At 73.1% G+C, this 25,437-nt stretch carries 23 protein-coding genes and 1 pseudogene; 9 read left to right on the plus strand and 15 right to left on the minus strand.

Annotation, left to right across the window (positions count from 1 at the left end; all coding sequences use genetic code 11):
• Positions 1 to 3: 3 nt before the first annotated feature.
• The 4 genes from OG896_RS37055 to OG896_RS37070 form a co-directional block, all read right to left on the minus strand.
• The gene (locus OG896_RS37055; protein ID WP_329372470.1) at positions 4 to 327 is read right to left on the minus strand and encodes a plasmid stabilization protein; all 324 of its coding nucleotides are present in this window, start codon (positions 325 to 327) and stop codon (positions 4 to 6) included.
• Between the two features lie 249 nt (positions 328 to 576).
• Positions 577 to 966, minus strand: a complete 390-nt coding sequence (locus OG896_RS37060; protein WP_328460556.1) for a RidA family protein — start codon at positions 964 to 966, stop codon at positions 577 to 579.
• Positions 963 to 2,090: a mandelate racemase/muconate lactonizing enzyme family protein gene (locus OG896_RS37065; RefSeq protein ID WP_329372473.1), complete on the minus strand. Its 1,128-nt coding sequence runs from the start codon at positions 2,088 to 2,090 to the stop codon at positions 963 to 965. The genes OG896_RS37060 and OG896_RS37065 overlap by 4 nt, the downstream gene beginning before the upstream one ends.
• A gap of 181 nt (positions 2,091 to 2,271) precedes the next feature.
• Positions 2,272 to 3,036, minus strand: coding sequence for a creatininase family protein (locus OG896_RS37070; RefSeq protein ID WP_328460552.1), 765 nt, complete (start codon positions 3,034 to 3,036; stop codon positions 2,272 to 2,274).
• 41 nt (positions 3,037 to 3,077) lie between these two features.
• On the opposite strand from OG896_RS37070, the gene OG896_RS37075 reads away from it, so the two are divergent.
• Entirely contained in the window at positions 3,078 to 4,037 is a 960-nt protein-coding gene (locus tag OG896_RS37075) for an ROK family protein (protein WP_402449237.1), read from the plus strand.
• Between the two features lie 71 nt (positions 4,038 to 4,108).
• Here the strand turns inward: OG896_RS37075 and OG896_RS37080 are convergent, their stop codons facing one another.
• The 5 genes from OG896_RS37080 to OG896_RS37100 are packed head-to-tail and all read right to left on the minus strand — an operon-like array spanning position 4,109 to position 9,351.
• Positions 4,109 to 5,050, minus strand: a complete 942-nt coding sequence (locus OG896_RS37080; RefSeq protein WP_329372475.1) for an ATP-binding cassette domain-containing protein — start codon at positions 5,048 to 5,050, stop codon at positions 4,109 to 4,111.
• On the minus strand, positions 5,047 to 5,937 hold the full coding sequence (locus OG896_RS37085; RefSeq protein WP_329372477.1) for an ABC transporter ATP-binding protein: 891 nt from the start codon (positions 5,935 to 5,937) through the stop codon (positions 5,047 to 5,049). Before OG896_RS37085 ends, OG896_RS37080 begins: the two co-directional genes overlap by 4 nt.
• On the minus strand, positions 5,934 to 6,848 hold the full coding sequence (locus OG896_RS37090; protein ID WP_329372479.1) for an ABC transporter permease: 915 nt from the start codon (positions 6,846 to 6,848) through the stop codon (positions 5,934 to 5,936). Before OG896_RS37090 ends, OG896_RS37085 begins: the two co-directional genes overlap by 4 nt.
• Entirely contained in the window at positions 6,845 to 7,837 is a 993-nt protein-coding gene (locus tag OG896_RS37095; RefSeq protein ID WP_329372480.1) for an ABC transporter permease, read from the minus strand. Before OG896_RS37095 ends, OG896_RS37090 begins: the two co-directional genes overlap by 4 nt.
• Positions 7,834 to 9,351, minus strand: a complete 1,518-nt coding sequence (locus OG896_RS37100; RefSeq protein ID WP_329374525.1) for an ABC transporter substrate-binding protein — start codon at positions 9,349 to 9,351, stop codon at positions 7,834 to 7,836. The genes OG896_RS37095 and OG896_RS37100 overlap by 4 nt, the downstream gene beginning before the upstream one ends.
• 108 nt (positions 9,352 to 9,459) lie before the next feature.
• Between OG896_RS37100 and OG896_RS37105 the strand changes: the two genes are divergently transcribed.
• Together OG896_RS37105 and OG896_RS37110 are read left to right on the plus strand one after the other, a co-directional pair.
• Positions 9,460 to 10,344: an IclR family transcriptional regulator gene (locus OG896_RS37105; protein WP_329372482.1), complete on the plus strand. Its 885-nt coding sequence runs from the start codon at positions 9,460 to 9,462 to the stop codon at positions 10,342 to 10,344.
• Positions 10,341 to 11,399 (plus strand): serine hydrolase domain-containing protein, encoded by a 1,059-nt coding sequence (locus OG896_RS37110; protein WP_329372484.1) that lies wholly within the window; start codon positions 10,341 to 10,343, stop codon positions 11,397 to 11,399. The genes OG896_RS37105 and OG896_RS37110 overlap by 4 nt, the downstream gene beginning before the upstream one ends.
• A gap of 66 nt (positions 11,400 to 11,465) precedes the next feature.
• Here the strand turns inward: OG896_RS37110 and OG896_RS37115 are convergent, their stop codons facing one another.
• Positions 11,466 to 12,413 (minus strand): YhfZ family protein, encoded by a 948-nt coding sequence (locus tag OG896_RS37115; RefSeq protein WP_329372486.1) that lies wholly within the window; start codon positions 12,411 to 12,413, stop codon positions 11,466 to 11,468.
• Between the two features lie 199 nt (positions 12,414 to 12,612).
• Here OG896_RS37115 and OG896_RS37120 point away from each other — a divergent pair, with 199 nt between their 5' ends.
• The 4 genes from OG896_RS37120 to OG896_RS37135 all read left to right on the plus strand — a co-directional run bounded on the left by OG896_RS37120 (position 12,613) and on the right by OG896_RS37135 (position 18,166).
• Entirely contained in the window at positions 12,613 to 13,521 is a 909-nt protein-coding gene (locus OG896_RS37120; RefSeq protein WP_329372488.1) for a hypothetical protein, read from the plus strand.
• 50 nt (positions 13,522 to 13,571) lie between these two features.
• Positions 13,572 to 14,969 (plus strand): FAD-binding oxidoreductase, encoded by a 1,398-nt coding sequence (locus tag OG896_RS37125; RefSeq protein ID WP_329372490.1) that lies wholly within the window; start codon positions 13,572 to 13,574, stop codon positions 14,967 to 14,969.
• A gap of 69 nt (positions 14,970 to 15,038) precedes the next feature.
• Entirely contained in the window at positions 15,039 to 16,538 is a 1,500-nt protein-coding gene (locus OG896_RS37130) for an FGGY family carbohydrate kinase (RefSeq protein WP_329372492.1), read from the plus strand.
• A complete protein-coding gene (locus tag OG896_RS37135; protein WP_329372494.1) occupies positions 16,535 to 18,166 on the plus strand; it encodes a glycerol-3-phosphate dehydrogenase/oxidase in 1,632 nt (543 codons plus the stop codon). Before OG896_RS37130 ends, OG896_RS37135 begins: the two co-directional genes overlap by 4 nt.
• A 7-nt stretch (positions 18,167 to 18,173) precedes the next feature.
• Here OG896_RS37135 and OG896_RS37140 read toward each other — a convergent pair whose 3' ends face one another.
• On the minus strand, positions 18,174 to 19,136 hold the full coding sequence (locus tag OG896_RS37140) for a LysR family transcriptional regulator (RefSeq protein ID WP_329372496.1): 963 nt from the start codon (positions 19,134 to 19,136) through the stop codon (positions 18,174 to 18,176).
• Positions 19,137 to 19,481: 345 nt separating this feature from the next.
• Here OG896_RS37140 and OG896_RS37145 point away from each other — a divergent pair, with 345 nt between their 5' ends.
• Positions 19,482 to 20,594 carry an ABC transporter substrate-binding protein gene (locus tag OG896_RS37145; RefSeq protein ID WP_329372498.1) on the plus strand — a complete coding sequence of 371 codons (1,113 nt, stop codon included), beginning with the start codon at positions 19,482 to 19,484 and terminating at the stop codon, positions 20,592 to 20,594.
• A gap of 231 nt (positions 20,595 to 20,825) precedes the next feature.
• Positions 20,826 to 22,274: a glycoside hydrolase family 43 protein gene (locus OG896_RS37150; RefSeq protein WP_443057207.1), complete on the plus strand. Its 1,449-nt coding sequence runs from the start codon at positions 20,826 to 20,828 to the stop codon at positions 22,272 to 22,274.
• 82 nt (positions 22,275 to 22,356) lie between these two features.
• Here OG896_RS37150 and OG896_RS37155 read toward each other — a convergent pair whose 3' ends face one another.
• The 4 genes and pseudogenes from OG896_RS37155 to OG896_RS37170 all read right to left on the minus strand — a co-directional run.
• Positions 22,357 to 22,863, minus strand: coding sequence for a hypothetical protein (locus OG896_RS37155; RefSeq protein WP_329372500.1), 507 nt, complete (start codon positions 22,861 to 22,863; stop codon positions 22,357 to 22,359).
• 50 nt (positions 22,864 to 22,913) lie between these two features.
• Positions 22,914 to 23,744 (minus strand): heavy metal-binding domain-containing protein, encoded by an 831-nt coding sequence (locus tag OG896_RS37160; RefSeq protein ID WP_329372502.1) that lies wholly within the window; start codon positions 23,742 to 23,744, stop codon positions 22,914 to 22,916.
• 139 nt (positions 23,745 to 23,883) lie between these two features.
• The gene (locus tag OG896_RS37165) at positions 23,884 to 24,894 is read right to left on the minus strand and encodes a heavy metal-binding domain-containing protein (protein ID WP_329374529.1); all 1,011 of its coding nucleotides are present in this window, start codon (positions 24,892 to 24,894) and stop codon (positions 23,884 to 23,886) included.
• 282 nt (positions 24,895 to 25,176) lie between these two features.
• Positions 25,177 to 25,422 (minus strand): annotated as a pseudogene (locus OG896_RS37170) (hypothetical protein); the annotation flags it as partial.
• Between the last annotated feature and the right edge of the window lie 15 nt (positions 25,423 to 25,437).

Here is a 25,437-nt window from a genome sequence, read left to right on the forward strand (position 1 = left end):
TGCTCAGCGGCCGAGTGCCCTGTTGAGCTCGGCCTTGGTCATGGTCGAACGGCCCTCGATGCCGCGTTGCCGGGCCTCGTTGTAGAGCTGTTCCTTCGTGGGGCCGCCGGACCCGGAGTGCGAGCGCTGCCCGCCCCGCCTGGACGACGACATGTCCTCGGTCGAGCTGCGGCTGGCGGTGCGCGACTCGCCGGCGCGGGCCCGCTCCTTGTTCACGGTGCGCGCCGCGATCTCCTCGGCCCGCCGCTCGGACGTGCCGCGCTCCTTCGCGCTGTCCTTGATGTGCTCGTACTGGCGCTCGCGCTTGGCGTTCGATCCTCTGGGCATGGTGCTCGCCTTCCTGGTCGGCCGGACGGGGGTACGCGACCCGCGACCGGCACCGAGCCCGGCACCGCGCCCGGCGATCGGCCCGAGGGTCGCGGACCGCCGCCGTGCGCCTGCCCACCCGGAAGCGCGGTACGCACCGGCCGCGGGGTACCGGTGGTCCTTACCCGGTGCGGCCGGTGCGGGTCCGCGGCCGGACCGGGATGCGTCCTGATGGCCCTGGCGGGGACGATCCGCCCGCGGAACCCGGCGTCAGGCGGGGATCGCCGCCACCACGTCGATCTCCACCAGGATGTTCATCAGGTCGGAGCCGACCGTGGTGCGCACCGGGTAGGGCTCGGTGAAGAACTCCCGGTACACCGCGTCGTAGGCCGCGAAGTCCCGGCGCAGGTGCTGGAGGTGGACGGTCACCTTGACCACGTCGTCCATGGTCAGCCCGCGCGCCGCGAGCACCGCCCGCACGTTGCGCAGGACCTGCGCCGTCTGCTCCGCGACCGTCTCGGGCACCGCTCCCGTCGCCGGGTCCTGCGGGCCGAACCCGGCGGTGAACAGCAGCCCGCCGGCCACCACGCCCTGGCTGTACGCTCCCGCGGGGTTCGGCGCGTCCTTCGTGCGTACCGCCTGCTTGCCCTGTGCGCTCATCCGGTCAGGTCTCCCTCTCGCTCGTTGACGGCGGCGAAGTGCCGCAGTTTCCCCTCGTCCACGCTGACGCCGAGACCGGGCCCCTCCGGCACCCGCAGCCGCCCGTTCTCCAGGTGCAGCGGCTCGATGATGTCGTCGGCGTGCAGGTAGTACATGCTGTCGATGGCGCGGGAGAGCACCGGGGTGCTGGCCACGACCGCGAGGTGCGCCGCGGTCGCGATGCCCAGTTCCCCGCCGCTGTGCAGGTTCATGCCGAGCCCGAAGGTCTCGCAGTGCGCGGCGAGCGCCTTGGTGGCCGCGATGCCGCCCCACTTGTAGACGTCACCGTGGATGACGTCCACGGCGTTGAGCCGCATCGCGGGGGCGAACTCCTCGAACCGCACGACGCACATGTTGGTGCACAGCGGTATCCGCACCTTCGCCTTGACCTGGCTCATGCCCTCGATGCCGGAGCACGGGTCCTCCAGGTACTCCAGGTTCAGCTCCTCCAGGGCGATGCCCGCCCGCACCGAGTCCGGCACCGACCAGGCCGCGTTGGGGTCGACCCGCAGGTTCACCTCGGGAAGCGCCGCGCGCAGCGCCCGCAGGATCGCCACGTCGCCCCGGACGTCCGTGGTGCCCTTGAGCTTGACCGCCTCGAAGCCGCCCTCCTCGACCACCCGCACGGTGTGCTCGGCGAGCGCCTCGGCCAGTGCCGCCCCGCTTGCCCCGGGGGCGTCGGCGCGGGTGATCAGCGCCGTGATCGGGACCTCGTCCCGGACCCGGCCGCCCAGCAGGTCCGTCACGGACTGCTCGGTGGCCTTGCCCATCGCGTCCCAGCACGCCACGTCGATGGCGGCGATCGCCGCGTAGCCGAGGTAGCCGTGGAAGAAGGGCACCATGTGGTGCCTGCGGTGGAAGCTCTCCAGGGCGAACGGGCTGGTGCCGATCAGCTCCTTGCCCAGCGCCTTGACGATCGCGGCGACCGGCCGGCCCCACATGGTCTCGCCCCAGCCCTCGACGCCGCTGTCGGTACGGATGCGCACCACGGTGCGGGTCTCTCCCGTCTTCGTCTCGAACGAGCTCGTGAAGGGGTTGACCAGCGGGAGGTTGACGACCCACACATCGACATCGACGATCTTCATACGTTTCTCTCCAACTCGGTGGTGACAGGTGCGGCGCCGGCGGGCACCGGCTCGGCGGCCGAGGACCGCGTCGAACGCAGCGCTGGTCGCTTCGAACGCAGCGGTGCTCGCTTCGCGCTCGGCGGTGACCGCGTCGAACCCGGCGGGCGGCCGCGCCGACTCAGCGGTGCTCGCTTCGCACTCAGCGGGTGGCCTCGTCGAACGCCTGGATCGCCCGGGCCAGCCCGGCGGCCCGGTCGTCCAGCAGCCGCCGGCCGCGCGCGGCGTCGGCGGCGGAGGCGTCGTCGGTCGACCCGCCGACCCGGGCCCACTCGCCGTGGCGCTCCACGGTCAGGCCGGGGTAGGGCGGGTGGTCGAACAGGGGCGGCGGCTCCACCGGCGCGCGGGCCGGCACGGGGGTGCGGACGAGGTCCGGCCGGGCCGCGAGCATCAGCGACGTCTCGAACCAGCCGGCGTGCCCCGGGGTGACCTCCGGCCGCCCGCCGTCGTCCTCGCCGGAGGTGACCGTCCAGTACGAGCAGGCCGCCACGGTGACCTCGGTGCGCAGCGCGAACCGCTTGACGGCCAGCCGCATGATCTCGTCGTTGCCGCCGTGGCCGTTGACCACCATGATCCGGTGGTAGCCGGAGGTGGCGAGCGAGTCCAGCACGTCGTCGAGGACCGCCCCGAGGGTGGCCGCGCTGAGCGACACGGCGGCCGCGAACAGGTGGTGCGGGCTGTGGCCGAAGGGCAGCGCGGGCAGGCGCACCAGCTCCGTACCGCCCTCGTCCCGCGCGAGCAGGGCCGTGGCCCGGTCGACCACCGCCTCCGCGAGGAGGGTGTCGGTGCCCATGGGCAGGTGGGCGGCGTGCTGCTCCTGGGAGCCGATGGGCAGCAGGGCGATGCCCCGCGCGCCGGCCGCGCGCACCTCCTGCCAGGTCGACTCGGTCAAGTTCGTGTGGATCACAGCACTACCTTCCTGAAACCCGGTCGTGGCAGAGTCGGCCCATGGCCGACGAACGTTTCCCCTTGCGACTGGTGCCCGCGCTCGAACCGGAGCCGGTCGCACCGCGTGGTCCACGCAGGCTGGGAGCGGTCGAACTGGTGCCCGGCCGGATCAGGGCCGCGGTGCTGGACCTGTCCGGCACCGTGGTGGAGCGGACCGAGACCGGGTACGACGCGGCGACCGCGCTGCCCGCCGATCTCGACGCCGCGCTCGCCCGCGCCGCCCGCGTCTTCGCCGGCGGCCGTCCGGAGGGCATCGGGGTGGCGGCGGCCGGCCTGGTCGATCCCGACGCCGGGCTGATCACCGAGGTCAACGACGTGCCGGCGCTGCGCGGCTATCCGGTGGCGACCCGGCTGGAGGCGCTGACCGGGGTGCCGGTGCGGGTGGAGCACCACGCCCGGCTCCAGGTGCTCGGCGACCGGTGGTTCGGTCCCGGCCGCGGCCGGCGCACCTTCGCGTCGGTCTCGACCGGCGAGGTGCTGGGCGTGGGCATCCTCTACGCCGGCCAGGTGCTGGCCCCGCCCGGCGGCCGAAGCGGCGCCCACATGACGGTGTCGGCCAGCGGTGAGCGCTGCACCTGCGGCAGCCGCGGCTGCTGGAAGACCGTGGCCACCACCCGCTGGCTGCACGCCAGGGCGCGGGAGGCCGGCCTGGGGCAGGCGGTGTCGCTGGGCGCCCTGGTGGCTCGCGAGGACGGCGCCGCGCAGCGGGTGGTCGAGGAGTACGCGGAGAACGTCGCCCTGGGCCTGGTCAACGTCCAGCAGCTCTTCGCCCCCGGGCTGTTCGTGCTGCACGGTGAGGCGCGTGAGGGCGGCGAGCGGTTCCGCGGGCTGATCGAGGAGCGGCTGCGCTCCGGCCTGGTGGGGGACGGTGCGGAGCAGCCGCGGGTCCTGGTGAGCACGGCCGCGGTCGACGACGTGGCGCTGCTGGGCGGCGCCGGGCTGGTGCTGTCGCAGTTGTAGCGGGGGGTGGCAGGGAGGTTGTCGCGGGGGCTGCCGTGGCGGCGACGCGCGGCGGCCCGGCTCGTATCCGGTCATCGCGGGTCCCCGGAGCCGGCGGGGCCGGCGGGGCCGGGCGCGTCCGGGCCGTCAGCGGTGGTGGCGGCTGTCGAGGCCGCGGTCGCGGTCGCGGGCGATACGGCGCGCCCGCGGCGGCCCCGGCGCGGATCGGGCACCGGCACCGCGTCCAGCAGTTGCCGGGTGTACTCGTGGCGGGGGCGGCGCAGCACCTGGTCCGCGTCACCGACCTCCACCAGCCGGCCCTGCCGCATCACGGCGATCCGGTCGGCCACCTGCTGCACGACGGCGAGGTTGTGGGAGACGAAGAAGTAGGTCAGGCCGCGCCGCTGCTGGAGTTCGGCGAGCAGGTCGAGGACGCGGGCCTGCACCGACACGTCCAGGGCGCTGGTCGGCTCGTCGAGCACGATCAGCCGGGGCTCGACCGCCAGCGCACGGGCGATGGACACCCGCTGGCGCTGTCCGCCGGAGAACTCGTGCGGGTAGCGGTCCTGGATACCGGCGTCCAGGCCGACCGACTCCAGCAGCTCGCCGACCCGCTCGCGGATGTACGCCCGCCCGCGCCTGCCGCGTGCCGCCGGGTCGTGGGTGACCATCGGCTCCGCCACGATGTCGGTGATCTTCATGCGCGGGTTCATGCTGGAGTACGGGTCCTGCAACACGACCTGTATCTGGCGGCGCAGGCGGCGCAGTTCGGCCGGGGGCAGGGCGGAGAGGTCCTGCCCGTCGAAGCGGACGCTGCCCGCGGTGGGTTCCACCAGCCGCAGCAGCAGCCGGGTCAGCGTGGTCTTGCCGCAGCCCGACTCGCCGACCAGCGCGAGCGTCTCGCCCTCGCCGACCGTCAAGGACACGTCGTCCACCGCGACGGCGCCGTGCCGCCCGCCGAACTCCTTGCGCAGTCCGGCCAGTTCCAGCAGCGGCCGGCGGGTCTGGGGTGCCGTGCCGGCGTCGGTCGTCATGCCAGCTCCAATCGGGGGGTGGCGGCCAGCAGCCGGCGGGTGTAGTCGTCGGCCGGGTGGTCGAAGACGTCCAGCACGTCACCGGTCTCCACGACCGCGCCCTGGTTCATGACGGCCACCCGGTCGGCGGTCTCCGCGACCACCCCGAGGTCGTGGGTGATCAGCAGGACGGCCATGCCGTGCCGTTCCTGCAAGGAGACCAGCAGGTCCAGGATCTGCCGCTGCACGGTGACGTCCAGCGCGGTCGTCGGCTCGTCGGCGATGAGCACGCGGGGCCGGCCGACCAGCGCCGCGGCGATCATCACGCGCTGCCGCAGACCGCCGGACAGCTCGTGCGGGTACTGCCGGAACCGGCGTTCGGGGTCGGGAATGCCGACCTCGTCCAGCGCCTCGACGGCCGCGGCGCCCGCCTGCGCGCGGGACATCCCCTGGTGGTGCCGGAGCACCTCGGCGACCTGGGCGCCGACCCGCCGCAGCGGGTCGAGGCTGGTCATCGGGTCCTGGAAGACCATGGCGATGTCCTGGCCCCTGATCCGGCCGAGTTCCTTCTCGGGGAGGGTGAGCAGGTCGCGCCCGTCGAACAGGACCCGGCCGCCCGCGTAGACGCACGGCGGCTGCGGGTTGAGCCGCAGCACCGACAGGGCGGTGGCCGTCTTGCCGCTGCCGGACTCGCCGACGACGGCGAGGGTCTCGCCCTGCGCCAGGCTCAGGCTGACCCCGCGGACGGCGTGCACGGTGGTGGTGTCCAGCCGGAAGTCGACGCTCAGGTCGGTGATCTCCAGGACCGGCTCGCTGGTCGGTGCGCCGGTGCTGACCGGCGGGTGGCCGGTGATCGGCCGGTCATGGGGGATCGGCTGGTCAGTGCTCATCGGCTTGTCAGTGGTCATCGGCGGTACGCCTTCGGGTCCGCGACGTCCCGCAGGGCGTCGCCGGTGATGTTGATGGCGAGCGAGGTGAGCATCAGCGCGATGCCCGGGAAGACCGCGACCCACCAGGAGGTGCCCAGGTACAGCTGGCCGTCGGCGAGCATCGACCCCCAGGTGACGGTCTCCTTGGGCACGCCCAGTCCCAGGTAGCTCAGCGACGCCTCGGCGACGATCGCGGCGGCGATGTGCAGCGTGCCGATGGTGGCCAGCGGCGCCATCACGTTGGGCAGCAGGTGGCGGCGCATGATGGCCACGTCGGTGACGCCGATCGCCCGCGCTTCGGTGACGAAGTCGCGCGAGCGCAGCGACATCACCTCCGAGCGCACCACCCGGGCGTACGACACCCAGCCGGTGATGCCCAGCACCAGGATCACGTACCACAGCCCGGAGCCGAAGAACCCGACGATGGCCAGGGCCAGCAGGATCGAGGGGAAGGCGAGCTGGACGTCGGCCAGCCGCATCAGCACCCGGTCGGGCCAGCCGCCGAAGTAGCCGGCCGCCAGGCCGATCACGGTGCCGATCACGCCCGCGAGCAGCGCCGCCCCGGCGCCGACCAGGAGCGAGACGCGGGTGCCGTAGATGACCCGGGAGAGCATGTCGCGGCCGAGCTGGTCGGTGCCCAGCAGGTGGGCGCCGCTGCCGCCGTGCTGCCAGGCGGGCGGCTTGAGCCGCATCAGCAGGTCCTGCGCGTTGGGGTTGTCGGGCGCGAGCAGCGGGGCGAAGAGCGCGGCGATCAGCAGGACCGCCAGGACGACGAGCGCGACCACGGCGAGCTTGTTGCGCAGCAGGCCGGTCAGTACGGCGGAGCGCCGGCCGCGGGTCGCCGCGCGGGCGGGAGCCGCGGCGGGCGCGGCTGGTGAGGTCAGGGTCATCGGGAGTTCCTCACCCTCGGGTCGAGGAGGCTGTAGGAGAGGTCGACCAGCAGGTTGACCACGACGAAGGTGGTCGCGAAGAACAGCACGGTCGCCTGGACCAGCGGGAAGTCGCGGTTGGAGATGGCCTCGATGGTCAACTGGCCGACGCCGGGCCAGGAGAAGACCTGTTCGGTGAGGATCGCGCCGCCCAGCAGGCTGCCGACCTCAAGGCCCACCACCGTGACCACCGGCAGCGACGCGTTGCGCAGGCCGTGCGTGAGCACCGTCTTCACCGGGCCGAAGCCCTTGGCGCGGGCGGTGCGGATGTGGTCGGAGGAGAGCACGTCGATCAGCGACGAGCGCAGCAGCCTGGCGACGACCGCGATGGAGTAGACGGAGAGCGTGACGGCCGGCAGCACCAGGTTGGCGAAGGTGCCGTAGCCGGAGGCGGGCAGGGCGTGCAGGCCCACGGCGAAGACCAGGATCAGCAGGATGCCGACCCAGAACGGCGGGGTGGACTGCCCGAGCAGGACGCCGGTCATGATGCCGCGGTCCGAGGCGCGCCCGCGCCGCATGGCCGCCACGATGCCGGCGGGCACGGCGATGACGAGCGTCACCACCAGGGCCGCGGCGGCCAGTTCCAGGGTGGCCGGCAGCCGGTCGGCGAGCACATGGCCGACGGGCTCGTTGTAGGAGATGGAGTTGCCGAAGTCGAAGTGCAGCAGGCCCCAGATGTAATCGAGGTACTGCGTGATCAGGGGCTTGTCCAGGCCGAGGCTGGCGCGCAGCACCGACTCCTGCTTGGCGGTGGCGTCCGGCGGGAGCAGCAGCTTGACCGGGTCGCCGGAGAGCCGGACGAGGAAGAAGGAGACGGTCGCGGTGCACAGCAGGACGAGCAGTGCCGTGCCGACCCGGATCAGGACCGCGCGCAGCAGCCCGGAACGGACGTCGAGCCGGGGCCGGCCCGTCCCCGCGGCGCGTGGCGGTCGGAGGGTGAGGTCGCTCATGTGGAGATCTCCGCACTCTGCATGGCCAGCACGCCGGCCGAACCCGGCTTCCAGCGCGGGCGGCTGTTGCGGGCGTAGATGTTGTCGATCTGGTACAGCGGGACGAAGGGGGCTTCGCGCTGGATGAGTCGCTGGAGGTCGGAGAAGGCGCGCTTGCGCTCGGCGGGGTCCTCGGAGAGTTCCTCGACGTCGATGAGGTGGTCCGCGTCCTTGTCGTGCCACCTGCTCTGGCGGCGGTCGCTGCGGACGTTGGACTGGAGCATGCTCTCGCCGTCCAGCGTCCAGACGGTGCTGGCGGCCAGGTACATCGGCCCGAGCGCGTTGTGGTCGTCGGAGGTGAGCCGGTCGGCGTAGGTGCCGGGGTCCAGCAGCTGGACCTTGGCGTGCACGCCGGCCCGGGACAGCAGTCCGGAGATCGCCTCGGCGACGTTGGAGTCGATGTTGGAGGCGGTCAGCTGGGTGGAGAACCCGTTCGGGTGGCCGGCCTCGGCGAGCAGCTTGCGGGCGGTGTCCACGGAGCGGGTGAACGGCTGGACGGAGGGGTCGAAGCCGAACGCGCCGCGCGGGATCATCGCGGGCACCTCGGTGGCCTTGCCGCCGAGCACCGCCTTGATCAGCAGCGGTACGTCCACCGCGTGGTTGAGCGCCTGGCGCACCCGACGGTCCTTCAGGGGCCCGTCGGCCAGGGTGTTCAGCGACAGGTACGAGGTCCTGATGCCGGTGAAACCGTCCAGCTTGACGCCGCCGTAGCCGTCCAACTGCTGCGCCGCGTCGGGGGTCAGGCCGGCCACGAGATCGACCTGGCCGCTTTGCAGCGCGGCGAGCGAGGAGGACGGGTTGGGCTGCGGGCTGAACACCAACTCGTCGACGTGCGGCCGGCCTTGCCAGTGGCCGGGGAAGGCGCGCATCCGCAACTGGTGGTCGCGCTGCCAGCGGACGAAGGTGAACGGCCCGGTGCCGACGGGGTGTTCGGCGAACCCGGCGTCCCCGACCTTGGCCAGGTAGCGCGGCGGAACGACCACGCCGCCGAAGAGCGAGAGCTTGTCCGGCAGGATCGGGTCGTGCAGGGTCGTGTGCACGTCGACGGTGAGCGGGTCGACGACGGTGACGTCCTTGACGTAACGCAGTTCGACGATCGGTGACTTGGTCGCGGGGTCCAGTACGCGCTCGATGCTGAACTTGACCGCCGCCGCGTCGCAGGGCTCGCCGTTGTGGAACGTGACGCCGGGGCGCAGGGTGAAGCGCCAGGTGGTCGCGGTGCGGGCGACCCAGGTCAGGGCGAGCCGCGGGTGCAGGAGGTTGTCCTGGCCGCGGGTGGTGAGCGTGTCGAACATGTTGATCAGGGCGTTCATCGACGTCATGTCGCCCTGTTTGTGCGGGTCCATGGTCTTGGGGTCGCCGGGCTGGGACACCCGCAGGACGTTTCCGGCGCTGCTCGCGGGGCTGGTGCCGCACCCGGTGAGCAGTGCCGGAGCCGCGACAGCCGGGATCAGCAAGCCGCCGAGCCGCAGGATGTCGCGGCGGGCCGGGCGATTGCGGTCCACGTTCCTCCCTTGACGATGTCGTTCCATTGGGCAGCACATCCGTTCCGGCAGATGGAATGATGGGCTAAGCTAGGCGACATGGCGAAGATGGTCAACACTCGGATCGGCGAGCAGGGCCGCGCGAAGGGGCCGATCGACAAGGCGATGGAAGTGCTGGAAGCGCTCGTCGAACCCGGTGGGCCGCACCGGTTGGGCGATCTCGCCCGGCGCACCGGCCTGACGAAACCGACCGTCCACCGCCATCTGCAGACCATGGCCGAGTTCGGCTTCGCCCAGCCCGTCGACGGCGGCCGCTACCGCGCCGGGCCGCGCCTGCTCGGCCTCGCCGCCGCCGCCCTGCACGACGGCCAGGACCTGCGGTCGGCCCGCCCGGTGCTCGCCGAACTGCACCGCCGCACCGGCCAGCTCGCCTGCTACGCCGTACGGCACGGGGACGACGCGGTCCACCTGGAGCACTCCGACGCGCCGCCTGAGTTCCGGATGGGCGTGCGACCCGGCGGCCATACGCCGCTGTACCGCAGCGGACCCGGCCTGGCGATGCTCGCCGCGCTGCCGCCGGGGGAGTGCGCCGACGTGCTCGACGGCGTACCGCCGCAGGAATGGGCCGCGCACCCGCTCGGCGGCGCCGACGCGCTGCGCGCGGTGCTGCGGGAGGCCGCCGAGCGCGGCTACGCCGTCGACGACGGATATGGCGAACCCGACGTGCGCTCGGTCGCCGCGCCCGTGCTCGACGAGACCGGGCAGGTGGTCGGCGCGGTCGGCGTCAGCGGGCTGACGTTCACCCTCGACGAGGAGAGCGTGCGGCTGTTCGGCCCGATGGTGCGCGCCGCCGCCCGCGCCGTCTCCGCCGGCCTCGGCGGACGCGCGCCGTCGCTCGGCGTGGTGGGCCGGACCGCGGAGGACGAGCGGGACCGGAGCGCGGAGGACGAGCGGGACCGGGGCGCGGAAGGGGAGCGGGTATGAGCTCCCTGCGCGATCTGCTCGCCGCCGGCCGGGAGCGCGAGGTCTACTCCGCGGCGGCGTGGTCCGTCGGCGATGCGGCCGGAACCCGGGACCGGGGCTGGACCGGCACCAGGAGCTGGGGCGGCGAACCGCTGGACGGCACCGACCTGTGGGACCTCGCCTCCGTCACCAAGCCCGTGGTGGGGCTCGCGGTGATGGCCCTGGTCGACACGGGCGCGCTACGGCTGGCCGACACCATCGGCGACCACCTGCCGGAGTACCGGGACGGCGACAAGGCGGAGTTGACGGTCGGTCAGCTGCTCGCGCACACCTCGGGCATCCCCGGCCAGGTCCCCCTCTACCGCGAACACCCCTCCCGCGCCTCACTCCTGGAGGCGATACGCCTGCTGCCGCTCACGGCCGCACCCGGGACGCGCGTGCAGTACTCCTCGCAAGGCTTCATCATCCTGGGCCTCATCGCCGAGGCCGCCGCGGGGGAGACCCTGGACGTCCTGGTGGAGCGGCTGGTGTGCGGCCCGCTCGGGATGACCGGCACCGGCTTCCGCCCGGCCGCCGAGGCCCGGCGGCGCGCGGTGGCCACCGAGGACTGCCCGTGGCGCGGCCGGGTCGTGGTCGGCGAGGTGCACGACGAGAACGCGGTGGTGCTCGGCGGCGTCGGCGGGCACGCCGGCCTGTTCGCCCCGCTCGCCGACATGGAACGGCTCGCCCTGTCCCTCGCCGGCGGCGCCCGGGAACTGCTGCGCCCCGACACCTTCCGGCAGATGACGGCCGTCCACTCCGAGGGCCTGGCGCTGCGGCGCTGCCTCGCCTGGCAGGGCCAGGACCCCGTGGACTCGCCCGTCGGCCGGTCCTTCGGCCCCCGCTCCTACGGCCACACCGGCTTCACCGGCACCAGCGTCTGGATCGACCCGGACACCACCCGCTACGCCGTCCTCCTCACCAACCGGGTGCACCCCTCCCGCACCACCGACGGCATCGTGGCGACCCGCCGCGCCTTCCACGACGCGGCGAGCCGACGAGCCGAGGCGACGGGGCAACCTGAGACGGCAACCTGAGACGGCAACCTGAGACGGCAACCTGACGCGGCGGGCTGATGCCGCGTCAGCTCACGTCAGCTCACGTCAGCTCGACTCGTCGCGCAGCCACTGCTGCTGCGCGCTGAAGAGGTTCGGCAGCCGGATCGAGGCGAGCACGGAGCGCAGTTCGCCGCGCTGCGTCCCGCCGACCAGGACGGCCGCCGACACCTCCCGCCAGTCCGTGACGGTGTCCAGCCGCTCCATGTCCGCGCAGCTCAGTCCGGCGAGGTCGAGGGGGATGACGGTATGGCTGAGGTGCCAGATGCCGACGTCGACCTGGCGCCGCAGCACCGCTGTCGGGACTTCCGGAAACCGGCAGTTGACGTAGGTGTACCCGCGGTCGGGGGGGAAGGCCGACTGCGTGAGGAGCACGTGGTCCGGTGAGTCGTCGTCGATCGCGACGCGGGCGCCGGGGCCGGGCGGGTCGTCGCCGGTGCGGGTGACCGCGACGAGGCGGTGGGGCGCGTAGTACGTGCCCGGCGCCAGCGTCAGCGAGGGCGCCGCGTCGGAGGCCTGGGTCGCACCGCGAAACGCCCCCGACGAGACGACGGCGAGGTCGTACGCGCCCGCGTGCAGGGCGGCGAGGCGCCGGGTGCCGCCTCGCTGGTGGCGGATGGTGTGGGGCACGCCCAGTTCGGTGAGTTCGCCGGCGAGGGCCTCGGTGAGGGCGTCGATCTCGGCCGGGCCGCTGGGCGGGAAGAGCAGCCGCAGCGGGGACAGTCCGGCGATGTGCCAGGCCGCGCCGACATGGAGCGACCCCACGGTGCGGCCCTGGTGGCCGTGCGACGCGGTGACGAGCGCTTCCTGGTCGGCGAGCGTCTTGATGGCCCGCTGGACCGTGCCCGCGCTGGCTCCCACGGTGCGCAGGTAGTGGCTGTTGGTGGGGAGCGTCTCGCCGACGCCGACCCGCAGCGCGTCCACCACGATCGCGCGCAGCACCTGGTCCAGCGGCCGACGGGCGGCCGGCGCGGGCAACTGGTTCGTGCCGTGCACCTGGGAACTCCCGCTTCTCTCGCTCGCGCGACAGGACCGCGCGGTACGGCCCCCGACTGGTCACGTTACAGCGGGCCCGTGATCACGCTCCAGCGCACACAGCGTTGACACCTCGGCTCCTCGCCCGTACCTTTGCTCCGAAATTCGAGTACTCCAAATATGGAGTACTGTGGAACGGTCATCGGCCGAGGGAGTCCGGATGCATCTCACACTGGAGGCGGTGGCGGCCGCCGCCGCGGGCGGCCTGTTCGCCGCCGCTGTCGGAGCCCTGGCGGCATTCGTGCTGTGCGGGCTGATGATCCTGGTCGGTGTCGCCGCCGTGATCGGCGCGGGGAACCCCTGGTTCCTGGAGCACGTCGCGCTCGGGGAGTGGTTCGGACCGCACATCGCCTTCGCCGGCGCGGTCGGCGCGCTCGCCTACGCGGCGCGGCGCGGCAAGACCGCCACCGGTCGGGACATCGTGCCCGGGCTGCTCGGCCTCGCGGACCCGGGCACCCTGCTCGCGGGCGCGGCCTTCGGGGTACTCGGCCTGGTCGTGCAGAGCGCCCTGAACGCGAGCGACTGGATGACGCAGTACGCCAACACCACCGCCCTCACCGTGGTCGCCTCGGCGTTCGTCGCGCGGCTGGTGTTCGGCCGGACCGGGCTGTTCGGCCACGCGGAGGTCAGCCGGCTCAGGGACCGCTTCCGCACCACGCGGACCGCGGCCTGGCTGCCGGCGCAGGAGAAGCCGGTGATGGCCGCGCTGCTCGGCCTCGCCGTCGGGTTCCTGGCGTCCTGGTCGGCGGTCGAACTGGTCCGGACCGAGCCGTCGCTGAGCCTGGCCGCCGGCGTCCTCGCCTTCGGCGTCTCCGCGCTGTCCCTGGTCTTCCTGGCCACGCCGGTGACCGTCCCGGCCACCCACCACATCACGTCCGTCGCCGCCGCGACCGGCCTGGCGTTCTCCTCCGTATGGGTGGGCGCGCTGGCCGGCTTGGCCACAGCCCTGGTCGGCGAGGGAGCCTCGCGGGTCTTCTTGATCCACGGCGACACGCACATCGATCCCCCGGCCGTGGCGATAGCCGTCATGACGCCGGCCTGCCTGACGCTGGCCACCGTGCTCACCTGACGGCGCCTGCCCGCCACCGCTCCGCACCAACAGAAGGAACAAGGAACACCGTGCCTGACATCTCGCCCCTCCTGGACCAGCTCGCCGACGACCTCGGGATCGATGCGATCAGTACCGACCCGGCGGCCCTCGCCGCCACCAGCCACGACACCTGGCCGGTCGCCACCAAGTGGAACCGGCAGGACAAGCACCCGTACCAGGCGCAGGCCGTGGTCAGGGCGGCGACCGAGCAGGACGTCGTGACGGTGCTGCGCGCCGCCGGCGCCACCGGCACACCGGTGACGACCCGGGCGCTGGGCTCGTCCGTCACCGGGCAGCCGCTGCCGACCCGCGGCGGCATCGTGCTGGACGTCTCCGGCCTGGTCGGGCCCCCTGTCGTCGACGAGATCGACATGACGGTGACCGTGCCGGCCGGCAACAACGGCGGCGAACTCGAGGACGCGCTCAACGCGGCCGGATGGACCATGCGCTTCTCCCCGCAGTCGCTGTACCGCTCGTCGGTCGGCGGGTGGCTGGCCACGCTGGCCACCGGCCAGTTCTCCTCCCGCTACGGCGGGGTCGAGGACCTGGTCGTCGGCTACCGCGTGGTGCTGGCCACCGGCGAGGCGGTGGAACTCAAGGCGTCCCCGAGGGCGGCCATGGGGCCGGACCTGCGTCAGCTCTTCCTCGGCTCGGAGGGCACCCTCGGCGTGGTCACCCAGGTGACCTGCAAGATCGTCCCGCTGCCGAAGGAACGCCTGCTGCAGACCTTCCGGCTGCCCGACCTGGCGGCGGGCCTGGACGTCATGCGCGGACAGGCCGCGCTCGGCCTGAAGCCCTTCCTGCTCCGGCTCTACGACGTCGACGAGGCCCGGCACGCGCTGGACGACGAGCACATCGACCGCCCCGTGCTGTTCGCCGGCACCGAAGGGGAGCCGGCCGTCGCGGCCGCGGAACTGGAGGTCCTGACCGGTCTGGCCACCGCGCGCGGCGCCGACCTGCTCGGCCCGGAGCCGGCCGCGGCGTGGATGGCGCGCCGGTTCGACTTCTCCACCGTGGAGAGGCAGCTCGACACACCCGGCGGCTTCGCCGAGACCATCGAGGTCGCCCACACCTGGCGGCACGTCCTGGAACTCCACGCGGCGCTGAAGGAGGCCCTGAAGCCCTTCGCGGACGAGGTGCTCGCGCACTTCTCCCACGTGTACACGCAAGGGACCTCGATGTACCTCATCCTGCTCGGCCACGCGCCCGACGACGCCGCGGCCACGGAGCGGCTGGAGACGATCTGGGCGACCGCGATGGAGGTCTGCCTCCAGCACGGCGCCGAGCTGTCCCACCACCACGGCGGCGGACTCGCCCGCTCGCCCTACTCGCGCCGCTCGCTGGGATCGGCCCATCTCGTGCTGCGCAAGCTCAAGCACGCGCTGGACCCCGACGCCCTGCTCAACCCCGGCAAGCTCGGTCTGTGACCGGCCGGGCCACCCCCCCTCCCGGCGCCGCCCCGACAGCGGCGCCCTCCCAGGACATGGAGCTCGACGATGAGTGACCCATCCCGCCTTCTCGTCATCGACGAGGGCACCACAGGAACCCGCGCCCTGGTGTTCGACGGCGCGGGCGCCGTGCGCGGCCGCGCCTACAGCGAGTTCACCCAGTTCCACCCGGCCGCCGACCGGGTGGAACACGACCCCGAGGAGATCTGGCGGCTCACCTCCGCCCGTATCGCCGACGCCCTGCGCGAGAGCGGCACCCGGGCCGGGGAACTGTCCGGCATCGGCATCACCAACCAGCGCGCCACCACGGTGCTGTGGGACCGCGGCACCGGCCGGGCCGTCGCCCCGGCCATCGTCTGGCAGGACCTGCGGACCGCGGCGACGGCGGACCGGCTGCGGCCCGAGTGGGGGGCGGCCGTCCAGGCCCGCACCGGCTGGACGCTTGCGCCGGTCTACTCGTCGCTGTCGCTGTGCTGGATGCTGGAGCACGACAAGGACCTGGCCCGGCGCGCCGAGGCCGGCGAACTGGCCTTCGGCACCATGGACTCCTGGCTCATCCACCGGCTGTCCGGCGGCGCCGTCCACGCGATCAGCGCGTCGAACGCCGCCGTCACCGGCTCCTACGACCTGCTCACGGACTCCTGGTACCGCGACTGGCTCGGCGCGCTCGGCCTGCCGATGAACCTGTTCCCGCAGGTCGTCGACGACTCCGGCCACATCGCCACGACCGACCCGGCCGTCCTCGGGGCCGAGGTGCCGATCACCGCCGCGGTCGCCGACCAGTCGGCGGCACTGTTCGGACAGGGGTGCGTCCACCCCGGCGACGCCAAGACCACCCACGGCACCGGGACCTTCCTCGACGTCAACACCGGCAGCACCCCGGTGATCTCCCGGCACGGGCTCAGCACCATCATCGCCTGGCGCCGCGACGGCTCGACCACCTACGGCCTGGAGGGGTACGCCCCGGTCACCGGCGCCGCCGTGCAGTGGCTGCGCGACGGGGCCGAACTGCTCGGCAGCGCCGGGGAGACGGAGGAACTGGCCCGCGGCGTCGACGACAACAACGGCGTGTACTTCGTGCCGGCCCTGACCGGCCTCGGCGCCCCGTCCTGGGACGCCGGCGCGCGGGGCCTGCTCATCGGCATCTCGCCGGGCACCACCCGCGGCCACCTGGCGCGCGCCGCGCTGGAGGGAATCGTCTACTCCATCAAGGACTTCATCGAGCTGATGTCCGAGGAGTCCGGACGCGCCGTCACCTCGATGCGGGCCGACGGCGGCGCCTCCGCCAACGACTTCCTGCTCCAGTTCCAGGCCGACATGCTCGGCGCGGTGATCCACCGGCCCTCCAACGTCGAAGCGACCGCGTCGGGGGCCGCCTACCTGGCCGGGCTCGCCGTCGGCACCTGGTCCGACCCCGAGGACTGCTTCCGGGCCACCGGCGACGACGCGGTCTTCGTTCCGGCACTGGACGACGCCTCCCGCGACGCCCAGTACACGCAATGGAAGCGCGCGGTCGAGCGCGCGAAAGGATGGGTCGTCCAGCAATGAAGCGATTCTCGCCGTCAGAACTGCCCACCGAGGCCGACCTCCTCGTCATCGGCGGGGGCATCACCGGGGCCTCGGTCGCACGGGACGCCGCGCTGCGCGGGCTGTCCGTGGTCCTGGTCGACCGCGACGACTTCGCCGGCGGCACCTCCAGCCGGTCGTCGAAACTCATCCACGGCGGCTTGCGGTACCTCCAGACGTACCAGTTCAGGATGGTCCACGAGTCGGTCCGCGAGCGCGAGGTCATGATGCGCATCGCGCCCCACCTCGCCGACCTCCAGCCGTTCATGTACCTGGTCTACGACGGCTACCCCGAAGGACGAGCACTGCTCAACCTCGGCCTGACCTTCTACGACGCCTTCTCCCGGGCGCCGTTGAAGCGGTGGCACCGCATGCTGGGCCGCGACGCGGTGCTGCGCCGCGAGCCGCACCTCAACGCCACCGGCCTCAAGGGCGCCGGGCTCTACCACGACGCCCTCACCGACGACGCCCGCCTCGTCATCGACGTGCTGGAGTCGGCGTCCCGGGCCGGCGCGCTGCTGGGCAACCACCGCGAGGTCACCGGCTTCCTCCGGGACGGCGGCCGGATCGCGGGCGCCGAGATCGTCGACCGGCTCACCGGCGAGCACATCACCGTACGGGCCAGGACCGTGGTGAACGCCGCCGGTCCCTGGGTGGACCGGGTGCTCGGGCTGGAACGCGCACCCGAACACCCCACGCTGCGCCCCACCAAGGGGGTGCACATCGTGCTGCGCACCGAGGACTTCCCGCTGCGCACCGCCGTGTTCCTGCGCTCCCCCTCGGACTCCCGCGTGGTGTGGCCGACCCCGGCGGGCGACGGCCGGCATGTGTATGTCGGCACCACCGACACCGACTTCAGCGGCTCCCTGGACGAAGTCGTCGGCGACGAGGAGGACTTCACGTACCTGCTCGAAGCGGCCAACCACGCGCTGCCCGGCGCGCACGTCGACAGCAGCCACATCGTCGCCTCCTGGGCGGGCCTGCGCCCCCTGATCGCACCCCTGCCGGGAACGTCGAACTCGGCCGCGTCCCGCGAGCACAGCATCACCGTCGGCGACTCGGGCCTGATCACCGCCGCCGGCGGAAAGCTGACCACCGCCCGCCTCATGGCGGTCCAGATCGTCGACACGGCCGCCGGGCAGCTCGCCGACCGGTGGGGGCAGCGTGGCCTGCCGCCGTCCACCACCGGCAAGGTCCCGATCTCCGGCGGCGACCCCGGCGAACTCGCCGATGCCCGGCAGGCGTTGACCACGGCACCCGTCGCGGAAGCCACCCGGCAGCGATGGCTGCGCCGGTACGGCGGCAACGCGGCGCTGCTGGCCCGCGCGGCCACCCGGCACGCGGCGGACGGCGAACCGATCGGCGACAGCGTGCTCACCCCGGCCGAGATCCGGCACGCCGTCGTCCACGACATGGCCATGACCGTGTCGGACGTCCTCGTCCGCAGGACCGGCTCCTTCTTCTGGTCCGCCGACGGCGACGCCGCCGCCGTCGAGCAGGTCTCCGACGCCCTGGAAGCCGCACACGGCTACTCGCCGCACGACCGGGCCCGCCAGCAGTCCGACTACGCGCACTGGGTCGCCCGCAACCGGGGAACCCGGCCGCGCTGAGCGACGATCACGGCCCCGGGGACACCGACGGGGAGCGGTGCGGGGGGACCCACGGGGGAATCCAGGTGCCCGGGGCGTCGGGGGTGGGGGCGGTGGCCGCGAGGTGGGTGCGGAGGGTGGCGAGCGCCGGGTGGGGGTTGTCGCGGTGCCAGAGGAGCGAGTGGGGGTAGACGGGGGTCGGGTCGGTGATCGGGATGCGGCGCAGGTCGTAGCCGGCCGGCCAGACGAGGCGGGCCCGGGTGCCCATGAAGGTGGCCAGGGCCGGGGTGTCGGCGATGGTGTCGAGGAGCGCGTCGGAGCCGAAGTTGGGGCCGGTGGCCTCGATGGTGAGGTCGTACGCGGCGAGGAGGTCGTCGTAGTAGGCGGCCCACTCGGTGCCGGGGCTGATACCGGGCATCCAGATCCGGTGCCCGGCGAGCTGGGCGACGGTCACCGACCGGGCGTTCGCCAGCGCGTGGGCGGGGCCGGTGAGGAGCTGGAGCGGCTCGTCGAGCACCCGGACGGACTCGATGCCCTCGGGAAGGGGCCGCCCGGGGGCGGCGACGGCACGGAAGGACGCGTCGATCGCGCCGGACCGGATGGAGGCGACCGCCGTCTCGATGTCGAACAGCATCAGCACGTCGAGTTCGATCTCGGGGTACGCGCGGTGGAAGTCGCGCATCAGGCCGGACGCCGCGCCGCGCGAGGAGATGACGTCGACCCGTAGTTGCCGTCGGCCGGTGCCCACGGACGCGACGGCCCGCTCGGCGACGCGCAGCAGTTCGCGCGCGTGGGGCAGGAACGCCTGCCCGTCGATGGTGAGTTCGGCGCCGCGCGCGGTCCGGGTGAACAGCCGCACGCCGAGGGTGCGCTCCAGCGCGGCGATGCGCTTGGAGACGGCCTGCTGGGTGACCGCCAGTTCCGCGGCGGCCTCCTGGAACTGCCCCGCGTCGGCGGCGGCGACGAAGGTCCGGACGGCGGCGAGATCCATGGCGACAACCCTAGCCCCACAACCAGTGGTTGTGGGACGGCGATCCTTCGGCGGCGCTCGGCGGTCCTACGGCGGTGCTCGGCAGTGCTCAGCGGCGGCAGCCGCGCTCCCGGTGACGCCTCCGGTCGCGCCTCGGTTGTGCGGGCCGGCGGCGACGCCACGACCCGCCCTTCGGCGATCGGATAATCGGTTGCCCGCCGGCGCCGGCGGCGGATGCAATGTCCGCCATGGCCATCCAGGTGCGCCCGCCTGGTGACAGCGGCGGCGCGCCACCCGGCCCCGCCGAACCGCGCTCCGCGACCCGGGCGCACCGCACCCGACTCGTCACACGGGAGACGCCGGCGCATGAACACCCCACCACCGCAGCCCGAAGCGGCCCGGACCGACGGATCACCGGTCCGGATCGGCGCCCTCGTCCCGCTGACCCCGCCCGGCTGGGTCGAGGCGGGCCGGCACCTGCTCGCCGGGCTGGAACTGGCCGCCCGCGAGGTCAACGACGCCGGAGGGATCGCCGGACGACCCCTCGAACTGCTGGTCCGGGACACCGCGGCCGATCCGCGGCGGGCCGAAGCGGCCATCGACGAGCTGGCCGGCCTGGGGGCGGTCGCCGTCGCGGGGGAGTACCACAGCGTCGTCGCCCGCGCCGCCGCCACCAGGGCCGACGCCCTCGGCCTGCCGTTCCTCTGCTCCTCGGCGGTCCTCGACACGCTCACCGAGCAGCCGACGCGCTGGGTCGCCCGGCTCGCCCCGGCGCAGTCCCACGGCTGGCGGATCTACGCCGACTTCCTGCTCGCCGCGGGCCACCGCCGGATCGCCGTGGCGACCCAGCCGAGCGTCTACTGGGCGGCCGGCACCCGCATCCTGCGGGACCACCTCGCGCCACGCGGCGGTACCGTCCTCGAACTCGACGCCGCCGCGCTCGACCCCGCCGCCCTGTGCGACGGTCTCGCCGCCGGCCGCGCGACCGCCCTCCTCCTGCTGGTCGGCCACCCGGAACCGGCGGTGCCGATCGTCAGGGCGGTACGCCGCGACCAGCGCCTCGCCGGGACGCTGATCGGCGCCCCGGCCGGGCAACCGGAGTTCGCCGGTTGGGAGACGGTGCTGGGCGCCGACGGCGCCGCGGTCCCGTTCCTGCGTTACCTGCCGGAGCAACCCGGCCCGCTCGGCGTACGCGTCGGGGCCGCGCTGCGCGAACAGCTCGCCGAAGCGCCCTCCTTCGTCGCGTTCGAGGGCTACGACACCGTCACCGTCCTCGCCGACCTGCTGCGCGCGCACGGCACGGACCGGGCAGGTATCGCCGAGTCCTGGCCGCACGTCGCGGTCGAGGGCACCCGCGGGCTGATCCGGTTCACCCGCACGCCCGGGATCGGCGTGTGGCAGTGGGCGTGGCCGCCGGTCCGCGTCGTCGACCGGGACCCGTCGGCACCCGACCGCTTCCGCGTCCGCCACGCCGGCTGAGGGGGGGGTCCCGCCGGAGGAGAGCGGGCGGCGCTGCCCGCGCGCCAGGGCCGACACCCCGGTAGTCACATACAGCTCATTCGCCTCGCGAACCTCGTACACCTCCCGCACCCCGGCGGAGCAAGTGCGGCACAGAGGTGTCGCGGGCCGTGTGCAACGTTGTAATCTCGGCTCGGCTCGAACGTGATCAGACGTGTTCACCCCCCTCAACCGTCTATCAAGGAGGCGGTCATGCCCCGCACAGCATCCAGCCGTCCGCTGCGAACCGCCGGGAACGTCGCGCTCGTCCTGCTGCTCACCGTCCTGTGCTGCATGGGCCTGAGACCGCCGAGCGCGCACGCGGCCGGCGGCACCTTCCGCAACCCGCTGGGCACCAGCCCCGACCCCTACATGACCTACTACCAGGGCAACTACTACCTGGCCGCCACCGAGGGCGACGCCGTGCGCATCGCCGTCGCGCCCACCCTCGGCGACCTGCTCACCGCGCCGCGCGTGACCGTCTGGCAGGACCCCGACGCCTCCCGCAACCAGCAGGTGTGGGCGCCGTCGTTCTATCTGATCGACGGGCACTGGTACATCTACTACACCGCCGACAACGGGGTGGACGACAACCACCGCCTGTACGTCGTCGAGTCCGAGGGCACCGACCCGCTCGGCCCGTACCACTTCAAGGCCGAGCTGCAACCGCCGAACGCCCCCGACGAGTGGGCCATCGACCCGGTGCTGCTGCGGCAGAGCGACGGCAGCCTCTACCTGCTGTGGTCCGGCGCGGGCACCGAGGGCCACAACCTGATCTACATCGCCCCGATGTCCGACCCCTGGACGGTCTCCGGCGACCGCGTGTACCTGCCCTCCGACGGCGGCTGCTCCACCATCCGCGAGGCCCCCTCGATCCTGCAGCACGACGGCACCACGTACCTCGTCTACTCCACCTGCGACACGGGCCTGCCGGACTACCAGCTGTGGATGAAGTCCATTCCCAGCAGCGCCGATCCGCTCCAGCCCGGCAACTGGACCCAGCACGCGGGAGCGGTCTTCTCCCGCGACGACGCGACGGGCGTGTGGGGCCCCGGCTCCAACGGCTTCTTCAAGAGCCCGGACGGCACCGAGGACTGGATCGTCTACCACGGCAAGAACACCTCGGACTACACCTACGACGGCCGCACCACCCGTGCGCAGAAGATCGGTTGGAACGCCGACGGCACCCCGGACTTCGGTGCGCCGCTCGCCGCCGGCGCCACCCAGGACCTGCCGTCCGGCGACCCCGGCGGCGGCTCGTACTGGATCAACGACACCGGCAGCAGCAGCGGTTCGGGTTCGATCGCCTACACCGGCGACTGGAACTCCGGCAGCGGCTGCGGCGTCCAGTGCTTCTGGGGCGACGACCACTGGAGTGCCGAGCCCGGCGCCACCGCCACCTGGACGTTCACCGGCACCCGGATCGCCCTGCTGTCGGTGCGCGACACCGGCAACGGCATCGCGGCCTTCTCCGTCGACGGCGGCCCGGAGACGACCGCCGACTACTACGGCGCGATCCGGATGGGGGAGCAGCTGAACTACGTGAGCCCCCAACTCGCCTACGGGCAGCACACGTTGCGGGTGCGGGTCACCGGCGACAAGAACGCCTCCTCCGGTGCCGCGTACATCTCCATCGACCGCGCCGAGGTCTACTCCAACTGACCTGCTTGCCGGGGCTGTTGAGCGGCGCCAGGTCCGTTGGACCGGCCGCGGGTCCTGACGGCATGTCAGGACCCGCGGGCGGTCAGTCGCCCAGCACCAGCCGTTCGAGCGCCGCGCGGGCCCGCGCGTCGGCCTCGGCCCGCTGCGCCAGCGCCGCGGCCAGCTCGGCCGCCCACGCGTCCAGCGCCACCGGAGTGCGCGACAGCACCACACCGCGTACCACCGTGGCCACCTCGCCCTGCGGCCGTCCGTGCGCCAGGGTCAGGATCAACCGCCGGTCGTCCAGGGCGACTTCGAGCCGCTCGACCCGTCCCTCGCGTCCCGCGATCCGGTCGCTCATGGTGCGCTTGCGCTCGGACGTCACCGAGCCGGCCGGCAGCGCGTCCGCCAGCGACCCGGTCAGCACCTTGGCGTAGATCTCCAGGTCGGCCGAGTCACGGCGCAGCGCGGCGGCCACCATGTCGATCGACGCGCCGGAGGCCGGCTCCCCGCCGTCGCGCGTGCCGCCTTCGCCCGTACCGCCGGTCCCGCCTTCGCCCGTACCGCCTTCGTTGCCCGCCCGCCCCTGGAACGGGTCCTGCTCGCTCATCGTCGTCCCCATGCTCGTGAAGTCGTCCTGTCCCGCGGATGCCGAGCCTGTCACCCGTCGAGACTGAGCACCATCGTGGGCCGCTCGATCTCGTGGTCGGGCCGCAGCGGCCGGACCGCCGTGCCGATCGAGAAGAACTCCGTGGTGTGGCCGCCCCACCGGTGGTTGTGCGCGTTGAGCTGCACCCCGACCACCCCTTCCGCCTGGAGCGCCTCCGCCTCCGCCTGCATCCGCGCCATGGCCAGCTCGCGGGCGTCGTACAGCGCCTGCGTGAACTGCTCGATCTCCACGTTCCGGCCCATGTTCGACATCACCGAACCCATCTTCTGGTGCGCGATGTGGTAGACGCAGCTGCCCATCACCATGCCGAGCGGCGCGTAGCTGGCCCGGATCAGCGTCCAGAAGTCCTGTCCCGACAGGTCCGAGGTGAACGGCTGCCCCTTGTTGTTGCGCCAGGTGCCGCCACCGGGAGGAGCGGCGTCGCCCTTGACGGCGGTGCCGATCGCGATGAACTCCGCGACGTCCTTGCCGAACTCCCGCGCCTCCACGGTCAGCCGGACCCCGACGATGCCGTCCGCGCCCAGCGCCGCGGCCTCCGCCTCCATCCGGGTCATGGCCAACTCCCGGGCGTGGTACATCGCCTGGCTGAGGGTGTCCAGCTCCTGGTTCTTGCCCCAGCGGCCGAACTGGATGCCGACGTGGTAGATCGAGCTGCCCAGGACCAGGCCGATCGGCTTGAAGCCCGCCTCCCGCACCAGCAGGAACTCGTTCACCGACAGGTCGCTGGTGAAGATCGACCCGGCGCGGCCGGGCGCCAGCTCGGACAACCGACGCATCGCGTCCGCGGGAACGCCCTCGGCGCTCGGCTGTTCGTTCGTCATGTCAGTACCCCTCGTCAACCGTGCGATGGTGCGATGCGAAAGCGGTCAGGGATGGTGGCGGCTCCGCGGCCGGCCGTCCGTCCCGGTCGTTCTGGTCGTCCTCGTCCTCGTCGTCGTTCTCGTCCTCGTCCTCGTCGTCCTAGTCGTTCAGCTCGCTGATCTCCTGGACCAGCCGCCGGTACTCCGAGCGGTCCGCGTACGGACTGGACGCGACCGTCGCCAGCCGCTTGCGCAGCCGGACCCCGCGGTCGCCCAGCGGCATCACCGACAGCGTGCGCGGCGGCTCCTTGCGGACGTGGAAGCGTGCGACGCTGGTGCCGATCATCGTCGCCTCCGCGACGTGGTCCTCCTGGTCGGAACTGCCGGACCGCAGGCAGCTCTCCGCCCACACGCGCAGCTCGCTGTCGGCCATGATGACCCCGTCGCCGCCCCGCCGGCTGCTCTGCGCCCTGAGCTGCTGCCGGGCGTCGGAGCGGACCGCGTGGACCAGGTCGCTCCACCCGCTCACCTCGATGTTGGACCAGGAGAACGTCTGCGACGCGGTCCGGTAGTCGTCATGCCGGACCCCGATGGACATGCCCACCAGCAGCTCGACCGGCACCCACCCGGCACCGATCAGCTTCGCGAAGCCCTGCCCGTCCAGATGCGAGGTGAACGGCTGCTCGACGTGCCGGCTGCCCCGCGCCCGCACCGCCGTGCCGATCACCTTGAACTCCAGGCAGTTGGCCTGGCCGATGAACGGGGCCATGGTCAGCGCGGCGGCCACCACGCCGTCGCCCCCGAGCGCCCGGCACTCCGCGGACATCCGACCGAGCGCGGTGCGCCGGGCCTCGTCGAAGACGCCGACCAGCGCCTGCGACGGGGAGCCGCCCCCCGACAGCGCGACCGGGGCGCCGGTCCTCGAACCGAAGGCATAGCTGTACCGGGCGCCCGGGTACTGGCAGTCGTGATAGCCCCAGTACCTGCCGCTGCGCCCGATGTGGAACACCGCGGAACCCATCACCTGGCCGACCGGTTCGAAGCCCACGGAGCGGATCGCCGCGAACTCCCCGGTGGACAGCGCGGACGTCCACGTCCCGCTGCCCCCGGCCGAGGCCAGCCGCTCGGCCGCGGCGGGCGGAAGGCCCTGCCCGCTCCATGACACCGACATCGGTCCCCCGTCTCCCACTGGGCGTAGCAGCGATGCTCTGCCCTGAACCTTAGAGGCTCCCACCCCCACCCCGCCCAAGGACGCGCTCCACCATGACGACGGACCTCGCTGCGGCATGGTCGGGGATTCCGTCAGGGATTCGCCCCAGGTGCCCCCCGCGGCCGGGTTGCACCTGTTCCCGGGCGCCGGCCACGTGGGCCAGGAGGACGCCCCGGGCGAACTCACCGCGGCCCTCCTGCACTTCCTCGCCTGACCGGCCCCCCGGCACGTCCGTCGGACCCCGCGCCCGATCGCCCGCTGCGAGCGCACCCCGGTCGTGCAGCCGTGGACCGGCAGCCCGACCAGCAGACGCCGGCCGTACGGCGGGGACCCGCGCTTGTCGGCGCGGGCCGCCGGAATCGGGGCCGGGTCCAGGACCTCGTCGACCAACTCGGCGACGAACCGCGCCAGATGGTCCCGCGGCAGCCACTCATCCCGCGACGGCGGCAGCAACGGCTCCACCACCGCCGCCGTATCCACCGCGAACATCCACCACGAACAGGG

The organism is Streptomyces sp. NBC_00669, assembly GCF_036226785.1.
GTDB lineage: Bacteria > Actinomycetota > Actinomycetes > Streptomycetales > Streptomycetaceae > Actinacidiphila.